Raw genomic sequence first — 8,751 nt, forward strand, 5'->3', positions numbered from 1 at the left:
GGCGATTCGACCACCGGGGCCGCGGTCGTGGCAGGTCTCGACGGAACCGTAGTGGTGCCACTGAGCGGTGTCTCGACGGCGTCAGCGGGCCCTGGCGAGACGAGACCCGCTCCGAGGCCTGCGCCGAGGACGACGGCCGCCGCCAGGAGGACGGGGAACCGCGGCCGGGGCAGGGTCGGCACCGTCACCCGGACGGCCTCCGTCCCCACACCCTCGAGATCCCCGTCGATCGGCTCGAAGAGGTAGTCGAACCGAGACGGGTCGCGCCCCGCCATCCGGCGATACTACAACCGTGTTTGCTCTGTCACCGCAGGGACGGCAGATTTGCCTGCCAATCGCCCGTAAGGAGGCTTCCGCGGGTATTGCCCGGCTACACCAGTGGACGGCCGGTCCTGATCCGCCAGTCAAGGTCTTTGAGCAGTACGTTGAACGGGAACTGCCGAACGAACCGTGGTGACAGGTGGGTGGCGGTCCGCAGTAGGGCCATCAGCCGGTCGAAGCGGCGCTGCCGGCTCGCGTCCCACGGCAGTCGCATCTCGTCCCTGAAGCGTTGGGGCAGAAAGCCGGTCGTGATCATCAGTGCCACGCTCTCGTTCCAGCGTTGCAGCGGCCCTGGCAACCTCACCCCGCGGATTCGGCTCGCGGCGATCGGATACAGATACTCGCGGACGGTGTCGTCGATGTGGACCTTCGCGAGTTGCTCCCGCCAGTAGGCGTCGAAGGCGGCGCGGTCGGCGGGCCACATCTCCGGGGGCACCTGCAGCGTGGTGCCCAACGAGATCCCGTCGGCGTAGTGCCGGTCAGCGGTCTCGTCGTCCATTTCGCCGACGAACGTCCGGTAGGAGTCGACGGCGCCCTTGTAGAGGCACGCGGCCACCCACATCTGCAGATCCTTGTCGAACGCGTGGTACTTCACTGGACTCTCGTCGGTGGAGTACACCTGTGCGTGGACCTTGTTCACCGCACGCCGGAACGCTGCCTTCTGGTCGTCACTGCCCCGGCCCGCCACGGCCAGGTACGTGAATGTGGTGCGGGCCCGCTTGATTGGGTGTAGATCGACCCGGCCGCTCTCGACCCGGCTCTCCAGGACGCCGTATCCCACTCCCGGCCTGGCCAGCTGCATGATGACGTTCGCGGGGCCGAGCAGGAGGCCCACCCCGAGCAGGCCCTCGTCGAGGGTCGGGCCGCCCCGCTTGAGCGGTCTGCGCCGAGCCGTGAGCGCGGCGGGCGCGCTAACCGCACGCTCGACATGACTGTCACTGACCGTCATTGGTCAACCCTTCCTCCACAAATCTGAGAACGCGTGTTTTCAGATATTGCACTGCCGCCCGACGGGTGTCAAGATCATGGGCATGTCGAAAGTCCGGCCGTACGGCGGCGTGCAGGCTCGTGACCGGGTCGCCGAACGCAGGCGCCGGCTGCTCGACGCGGGTCTCGAACTTCTCGGCGGTGTGGAGAACCCACCCGACCTGACCGTTCGCGCCGTCTGCGCAGAGGCCGGCGTCACCGCCCGGTACTTCTACGAGAGTTTCACCGACAAGGACGACCTGGTCGCCGCCGTCGTCGACCGGGTGATCGCCGACATTGCCGCGACCACCCAGGCCGCCGTCACCGCGGCGCCTCGCGAGGAGCAGAACCGGGCGGGTATCGCCAACCTCGTCCGCGTAATCGCCGACGACTCCCGCGTTGGGCGGCTGCTGTTCAATGCCCGGCTCTCCAATCCGGTGCTGGCGCGCAAACGCGTCGAGCTTGGATCCATCTTCGCGCTGTTGTCGGGCGAGCACGTGGAGACGGCGTACCGGTTACCGCAGAAGGATTGGGTCAAGGCCGTCGCCCACTTCGTGGTCGGCGGCGTCGGGCAGACGATCAGCGCGTGGGTGTCCGGCGACATCGGGATGACCCAGGCCCAGCTCGTCGATCAGCTGACGCGGATCCTCGACGAGCTGGCGGCGCGCAGCCTCGATCGGACCTAGTGCCCGGCGGCCACCGGCGGTCGGCGGTCCGCTTCGGTCCGCGGCACGGTTACCGCGTCGCTCGCGGTGAATTCCTTGGTCCAGCAGGCGAACTCCAGCGTAATGCCGTCGGGGTCCTGGAAGTAGAACGAGCGGACGTAGACGCCGGTATGCAACGTGGCCGAAATCTGCGCCGGACTCTCGTCGTGATTCAGCACCGGCCCTACCCGTACGCCCTTCTCCTTCAGCCGCTTTCGGTACTCGTCGAACTTCTCGGCAGGCACGTGGAAGGCCAGGTGATTGAGCGAACCGACGGCGCTGACGATCTCGCCGATGCCGGGGATGGCCGCGGGCGCGGAGATACCCGGCACGCCATCGGGTGCGGAAGTGAACCAGAAGAACGCCACACAGTCTCCGTTGCCCGCGTCGAAGAAGAAGTGTTGGCCCATGCCACCTGGCAGATCGAGCGACTTGACCAACGGCATGCCGAGGACGCCCGAGTAGAAGTCGACCGTCTTCGCCATGTCGGCACACACCAGCGCCACGTGATTGATGCCGCCGAGTTCGAATTCGGAATTGGTGTTGTCGGGCTTGATCATGGTTCGACTCCGTCTGGTCAAAGGACGAATCTGAATCTAACATCAGATTCAGCTCTGAGCCAGGATCTGCAGAGAGGTTGCCAGTGACGGTCGCCCCGCGCGAGCAGCTCCCCACCGTTCGCGGCAGGCAAACGCAGGCCGCCATCGATGCTGCTGCCCGAATTGTAATCGCGCGCAAGGGAATTCTAGCCACCACCATCGCGGACATCGCCGCCGAGGCGGGGCGCTCGACGGCCTCCTTCTACAACTACTACGACTCCAAGGAGGCGATGGTCCGCGAATGGGCAGTGCGCTTCCGCGACGAGGCTCGCGAGCGCGCCAAGGCTGCCGCCGAGCCGGACCTCGACAACCACGAACGCGCGTACCGCGCGGCCGCCGCCCACTGGCACACCTACCGTCACCGACTGGCGGAGATGATCGGCGTCTCACAGCTCGCCATGATCAACGACGACTTCGCGCAGTACTGGTCCGACATCTGCGAACTGCCGATCTCCCTGATTACCGGCATGGTGAAACGGGCTCAGCGCGAGGGTTTCTCGTCAGGCGACGACCCGCACCTGATCGCCGTGGCGATGGTCTCGATGCTCAATCAGTTCTGCTATACGCAACTCGGCGGTGACCGCGGCAACGGCGCGGCGCTCGTCGACGACGACGCGTGCATCGCCACGTTGGCCAACGTCTTCTATCGAACCGTCTATCACGAGGGAACGTCGACGTCATGACACCTGGAGTAACGCGCGAGTTCATCGGGACGGACTCCCCGACCGCACGACGGGCGGGTTCGGGCGGACATCCCTGCCAGGGGATCTACTACCGGGGCGTTGGCCGCAAGCCGAAGGTGGCGATGATCGCCACGCACTACCAAATCGACTTCTCCGAGCACTATCTCGCCGACTACATGGCGACGCGGGGAATCGGCTTCCTCGGCTGGAATACCCGCTTCCGTGGCAACGAGAGCAGCTTCCTCCTCGACCACGCCCTGGTCGACATCGGCGTCGGCATCCGTTGGCTTCGCGACGTACAGCACATCGAAACAATTGTGCTGCTTGGTAATTCAGGTGGTGGTTCGTTGATGGCCGCGTACCAGGCGCAGGCCGTCGACCCGCACGTCACACCGCTGGACGGCATGCGGCCCGCAACTGGGCTTGGCGAACTGCCGGCGGCCGACGGCTACATCGCGAGCGCGGCGCACCCGGGCAGACCTGAGGTGCTCACGGCCTGGATGGACGGATCCGTGGTGGACGAGAACGATCCCATCGCCGCCGACGCGGGTCTGGACATCTTCGACGAGCGCAACGGCCCGCCGTACTCGGCAGCCTTCATCGAGCGCTACCGCGCCGCACAGGTGGCCCGCAACGACGCGATCACCGATTGGGTCTCCGACGAACTGAAACGCGTTCGAAAGGCCGGCTTTTCGGACCGTCCGTTCACCGTGTTGCGCACCTGGGCCGATCCTCGGATGGTGGATCCCACCCTCGAGCCCTCGAAGCGGCCACCCAACACCTGCTACGTCGGGTTACCGGTCAAGGCCAACCGCTCGGCGCACGGCATCGCCGCGGCGTGCACGCTACGCAGCTGGCTGGGCATGTGGAGTCTGCGCACCGCGCAGACCGGCGCGGAGCCGCACCTGGCCCGCATCGACTGCCCCGCCCTGGTGATCAACGCCGAGCAGGACACCGGCGTCTACCCTTCGGACGCCCGGCGCATCTACGATGCGCTGGCCAGCACCGACAAGACCCTCCATTCGATCGACACCGACCACTACTTCACAACGCCAGGCGCTCGCAGCGAGCAGGCCGACATCGTCGCGAAGTGGATTGCGAAACGATGGCGGTGAAGGTACTCGCCCATTTCACGCCGGGTGCCAAGGTGCATGAATTCCTTGCGCCCCAGTTGGATTGGCTAGACATTCGCTACTGCGCGGAGGATGACGAGGAGACCTTCTACCGCGAGCTGCCCGACGTGGACGTCATCTGGCACGTCCTGCGGCCGCTGTCCGGCGAGGATCTCGAGCGGGCCCCGCGATGCCGCCTGGTGCACAAGCTGGGCGCTGGCGTCAACACCATCGACGTCGCGGCGGCGACGCGACTGGGCATCGGCGTCGCCAACATGCCGGGCGCCAACGCCCCTTCGGTCGCCGAGGGCACGGTGCTCCTGATGCTGGCGGTCCTGCGCAGGCTGCCGACCCTCGACCGCGCAACACGGGAGGGACGTGGCTGGCCGTCGGATCCCACGCTCGGAGAGACGGTCCGCGACGTCGGCGGCTGCACGGTCGGACTTGTCGGCTACGGCAACATCGCCAAGCAGGTCGAGGCGATCGTCACCGCCATGGGCGCCGCCGTCCTGCACACCAGCACCCGCGATGACGGCACCCCCGGCTGGCGCCCACTGGCCGAGCTGCTTGCCGACAGTGACATCGTGTCGCTGCACCTGCCGCTCACGGAGAAGACGGCAGAGCTGCTGAACGCCGACAGCCTCGCGTTGATGAAGCGCGAAGCGGTGGTCGTCAACACCTCGCGAGGCGCGATCATCGACGAACGAGCACTGGTCGACGCGTTGCGCGAAGGGCGGCTGGCCGGCGCCGGCCTCGACGTCTTCGCAAAGGAGCCCGTGGCGGCAGACAACCCGCTGCTGGTCCTGGACAACGTCGTCGTCACCCCGCACGTCACCTGGTACACGGCCGACACCATGCGCCGCTATCTCGCCGTGGGCGTCGACAACTGTCGTCGTCTTCGCGCCGGTCAAGACCTGGTGAACCTGGTGAACGAGGTGGCTGTCCGGCGGTCGTAGCGGCCGCGTACCCTCGATCCCAACCCACCGGTTGATTCAAGGTAGTACCGAGGAGTTCATCAGCATGCCGATCGCGATCCTTTCCGAGCACAACGACCTGGCCGACTCCGTCCGGGATCTCGTCAAGCGCGTGGCGCCGTCGGAGGTGCTGCACGAAGCACTCGAGACGCCCATCTCCAACCCGCCGAACTACTGGAAGGCCGCCGCCGAACAGGGCTTGCAGGGCCTGCACCTCTCGGAGAACGTCGGCGGTCAGGGCTTCGGCATCCTCGAGCTCGCCATCGTGCTCGCCGAGTTCGGGTACGGAGCAGTCCCCGGCCCCTTCGTGCCGTCGGCGATCGCAAGCGCGCTGATCGCCGCGAACGACCCCCAGGACAAGCTGCTCGAGGGGCTCGCCTCCGGTGAGACCATCGCTGCGTACGCCATCGACTCCGGCCTGACGGCCACGCGTCAGGGCGGCGGACTCGTCATCCGCGGTGAGGTCCGCGCCGTGCCTGCCGCCGCGCAGGCGTCGCTCCTGGTTCTGCCCGTCGCGATCGACGGTGGCGAGGAGTGGATCGTCCTAAACGCCGACCAGGTCGAGATCGAGCCCGTCAAGAGCGTCGACCCGCTGCGTCCGCTGGCACACGTCCGCGCCAACGCCGTCGAGGTCGCCGACGACCGTGTGCTGTCCAATCTCGGCCGCACCCTGGCCAGGGCCCTGATGTCGACGCTGCTGTCGGCGGAGTGCATCGGCGTCGCCCGCTGGGCCACCGACACCGCGTCGGAGTACGCCAAGATCCGCGAGCAGTTCGGCCGCCCGATCGGACAGTTCCAGGCCATCAAGCACAAGTGCGCAGGCATGATCGCCGAGACCGAGCGCGCCACCGCCGCCGTATGGGACGCCGCGCGCGCCATCGACGAGGCGACGAACGGGAATGCCGACAGCGCTTACGAATTCGCTGCCGCCGTCGCCGCAACCCTTGCTCCCGTCGCCGCCCAGCACTGTGCCCAGGACTGCATTCAAGTCCACGGTGGCATCGGCTTCACCTGGGAACACGACACCAACGTCTACTACCGCCGCGCGATCGTGCTGGCGGCGTGCTTCGGTCGCGCCGCCGACTACCCGCAGCAGGTGATCGACGTCGCCACTTCCACCGGAATGCGGCCGATCGACATCGACCTCGACCAGGACACCGAGAAGTTGCGCGACGAGATCCGCGCGGAAGTCGCTGCGCTGAAAGCACTCTCGAGCGACGAGCGCATCACCGCGATCGCCGAGGGCGGCTGGGTGACGCCGCACCTGCCAACGCCGTGGGGCCGCGCCGCCACCCCCGTCGAGCAGATCATCATCGCCCAGGAGTTCTCGAGCGGTCGTGTCAAGCGGCCGCCGATGGGCATCGCCGCGTGGATCATTCCGTCGATCGTGGCGTACGGTACCGACGCTCAGCAGCAGCGCTTCCTTCCGCCGACCTTCCGCGGCGAGATGATCTGGTGTCAGCTGTTCTCCGAGCCGGGCGCAGGGTCCGACCTGGCGAGCCTGACCACCAAGGCGACCAAGGTGGACGGCGGCTGGCGGATCACCGGTCAGAAGATCTGGACCACCGGTGCCCAGTACTCGAAGTGGGGCGCCCTGCTGGCGCGGACCAATCCGAGCGCTCCCAAGCACGCCGGCATCACCTATTTCCTGCTCGACATGGAGAGTGAAGGCGTCGAGGTCAAGCCGCTGCGCGAGCTAACCGGCAACGCGATGTTCAACACGGTGTTCATCGACGACGTGTTCGTGCCCGACGACCTCGTCCTCGGCGAGGTGGACCGCGGTTGGGAGGTCAGCCGCAACACGCTGACCAACGAGCGGGTGTCGATCGGCAGCAGCGAGCCGCCCTTCCTGGCCAGCCTCGACCAGTTCGTCGAGTTCCTGCGCGACGGCCACTTCGACCAGATCGAGCAGAACGAGGCGGGTCGGCTGATCGCGGAGGGCCATGCCGCCAAGCTGCTCAACATGCGTTCGACGCTGCTGACGCTGGCGGGCGGAGACCCGATGCCCGCGGCCGCGATCTCGAAACTCCTGTCGATGAAGACCGGTCAGGGTTATGCCGAGTTCGGAGTGTCCTCGTTCGGCACCGACGGAGCCATCGGCGACCTTGGCGAGCTCTCCGGCAAGTGGTCGGAGTACCTGCTGGCGGGCCGCGCAACGACGATCTACGGCGGCACCTCGGAGGTGCAGCTCAACATCATCGCCGAGCGACTTCTCGGCCTGCCCCGCGACCCGTAGGCCGCAACCCCTTCGCCGAGTTCTGCGCCAGGGTCGCGACTCTTCGAAAGTCACGACCCCACTGCAGATCTCGGCGGTGGGGTCCAGCCGCGACGGGTGAATGCCGCCCGCACGCGGTCGAGGATGAGCCGTCGACCGTGTTCGGCGACCACCTTGAGGTCGATCCACCCCTGGCCGTCGATCAGCTCGGCCCTGCCGATGTCGTGGACGTACTGCGTCCGTTCGGTGCTGTGATGTCCGCCTTCGTAGTCGAGGCCAACCATGGGTTCGTCGTACCCCATGTCGATGAACGCCCGACGTCGGCCGTCGGAGACCTCGACCTGGGTTCTCGGCGGTGGCAACCCGTCGTCGATGAGCAGGAGTCGCAACCAAGTCTCCCTGGGTGACTGGGCCCCACCGTCCATCAACGCGAGTGCCAGCCGCGCCCGCCGCACACCCCGCGCTCCGCGATAGCTGGCCGCCAGCTCGAGTGCGTCGTCCGCCGAAACCCCGGTCGCAGCAGCCAAGGCATCGAGATGGGCGACGGCCGCATTGCGCTCGAGGTGACGGGCGAGGTCCAACGCCGTACGCGACGGCGTGGTGACAGGAAGGCCGCAGACCTCGGTGATCTCGTGGGCGCCGACCCGCTCCTCGCGGACGATGACCCCGGCGCGCGGTCGCGTGTGCTCGGTGATCAGTTCGATCGGGGTGGACGCGTCGACCCACTTTGCGCCATGCAATGCGGCTGCCGCGCGCCCGGCGATCACGCCCCGACGCTGCGTCCACAGCCACGCGGCGACCGCATTCGTCTGCACCGTCGGGTCCGCACCCTTGGGAAGGTAGACCCGGGGATGAATGTGGGTGTAGTTCCACCGCAGGCTCCCGCGGGTGAGAATCCGTCGCGGATGGACTCAGTACCGACGATTGGCTGCCACATGCCTTGGATGCTGACGACCGACTCCGACGAAATGAGCTCCCGTGTTGCACTTCTGCACAGGCTTTACACGCCACCCCCGTCAGCGACTTCTGCACCAGGGTGGCGATACTTCGCTTGCATTCAAGCGGTCGCTGCAACGAATGCGGACGGGTCTGAGAGTAGTCGGTCGAGTTCTTCGGCGGGGGTGCGGAAGCCGAGGCGTTTGCGGGGTCGGGCGTTGAGTTCGGCGGCGACTTGGTC

Annotated in this window: 8 protein-coding genes and 1 pseudogene; 5 read left to right on the forward strand and 4 right to left on the reverse strand. The window is 67.0% G+C overall.

The window, feature by feature from the left end; translation table 11 throughout:
- On the reverse strand, positions 1–275 hold a 275-nt coding region (locus tag QOD90_RS07780), incomplete at its 3' end, for a hypothetical protein (RefSeq protein WP_526348319.1).
- Positions 276–370: 95 nt separating this feature from the next.
- Positions 371–1,270 (reverse strand): oxygenase MpaB family protein, encoded by a 900-nt coding sequence (locus tag QOD90_RS07785; protein ID WP_526348321.1) that lies wholly within the window; start codon positions 1,268–1,270, stop codon positions 371–373.
- Positions 1,271–1,352: 82 nt separating this feature from the next.
- Between QOD90_RS07785 and QOD90_RS07790 the strand changes: the two genes are divergently transcribed.
- The gene (locus tag QOD90_RS07790) at positions 1,353–1,973 is read left to right on the forward strand and encodes a TetR/AcrR family transcriptional regulator (RefSeq protein ID WP_526348323.1); all 621 of its coding nucleotides are present in this window, start codon (positions 1,353–1,355) and stop codon (positions 1,971–1,973) included.
- On the opposite strand, the gene QOD90_RS07795 is transcribed toward QOD90_RS07790, so the two are convergent.
- Positions 1,970–2,551 (reverse strand): VOC family protein, encoded by a 582-nt coding sequence (locus QOD90_RS07795; RefSeq protein WP_526348325.1) that lies wholly within the window; start codon positions 2,549–2,551, stop codon positions 1,970–1,972. The two genes, QOD90_RS07790 and QOD90_RS07795, sit on opposite strands and share 4 nt — an antisense overlap.
- An 83-nt stretch (positions 2,552–2,634) precedes the next feature.
- Here QOD90_RS07795 and QOD90_RS07800 point away from each other — a divergent pair, with 83 nt between their 5' ends.
- The 4 genes from QOD90_RS07800 to QOD90_RS07815 all read left to right on the forward strand — a co-directional run bounded on the left by QOD90_RS07800 (position 2,635) and on the right by QOD90_RS07815 (position 7,595).
- Positions 2,635–3,273: a TetR/AcrR family transcriptional regulator gene (locus QOD90_RS07800; RefSeq protein ID WP_526348327.1), complete on the forward strand. Its 639-nt coding sequence runs from the start codon at positions 2,635–2,637 to the stop codon at positions 3,271–3,273.
- Positions 3,270–4,388: an alpha/beta hydrolase family protein gene (locus QOD90_RS07805; RefSeq protein WP_526348329.1), complete on the forward strand. Its 1,119-nt coding sequence runs from the start codon at positions 3,270–3,272 to the stop codon at positions 4,386–4,388. Before QOD90_RS07800 ends, QOD90_RS07805 begins: the two co-directional genes overlap by 4 nt.
- Positions 4,379–5,341: a 2-hydroxyacid dehydrogenase gene (locus QOD90_RS07810; protein WP_526348333.1), complete on the forward strand. Its 963-nt coding sequence runs from the start codon at positions 4,379–4,381 to the stop codon at positions 5,339–5,341. Before QOD90_RS07805 ends, QOD90_RS07810 begins: the two co-directional genes overlap by 10 nt.
- 64 nt (positions 5,342–5,405) lie before the next feature.
- Entirely contained in the window at positions 5,406–7,595 is a 2,190-nt protein-coding gene (locus QOD90_RS07815) for an acyl-CoA dehydrogenase family protein (protein WP_526348331.1), read from the forward strand.
- A 50-nt stretch (positions 7,596–7,645) separates the two neighbouring features.
- On the opposite strand, the pseudogene QOD90_RS07820 reads toward QOD90_RS07815, so the two are convergent.
- Positions 7,646–8,511, reverse strand: a pseudogene (locus QOD90_RS07820) (type IV toxin-antitoxin system AbiEi family antitoxin).
- Positions 8,512–8,751: the final 240 nt, after the last annotated feature.

The organism is Mycobacterium sp. (assembly GCF_032161845.1).
Lineage (GTDB): Bacteria > Actinomycetota > Actinomycetes > Mycobacteriales > Mycobacteriaceae > Mycobacterium.

Excerpts from the sequence above, each read along its gene's own strand:
- QOD90_RS07785 (WP_526348321.1), bottom strand. The coding sequence starts at position 1,270 with ATGACGGTCAGTGACAGTCATGTCGAGCGTGCGGTTAGCGCGCCCGCC.
- QOD90_RS07790 (WP_526348323.1), top strand. The coding sequence starts at position 1,353 with ATGTCGAAAGTCCGGCCGTACGGCGGCGTGCAGGCTCGTGACCGGGTC.
- QOD90_RS07795 (WP_526348325.1), bottom strand. The coding sequence starts at position 2,551 with ATGATCAAGCCCGACAACACCAATTCCGAATTCGAACTCGGCGGCATC.
- QOD90_RS07805 (WP_526348329.1), top strand. The coding sequence starts at position 3,270 with ATGACACCTGGAGTAACGCGCGAGTTCATCGGGACGGACTCCCCGACC.
- QOD90_RS07810 (WP_526348333.1), top strand. The coding sequence starts at position 4,379 with ATGGCGGTGAAGGTACTCGCCCATTTCACGCCGGGTGCCAAGGTGCAT.
- QOD90_RS07815 (WP_526348331.1), top strand. The coding sequence starts at position 5,406 with ATGCCGATCGCGATCCTTTCCGAGCACAACGACCTGGCCGACTCCGTC.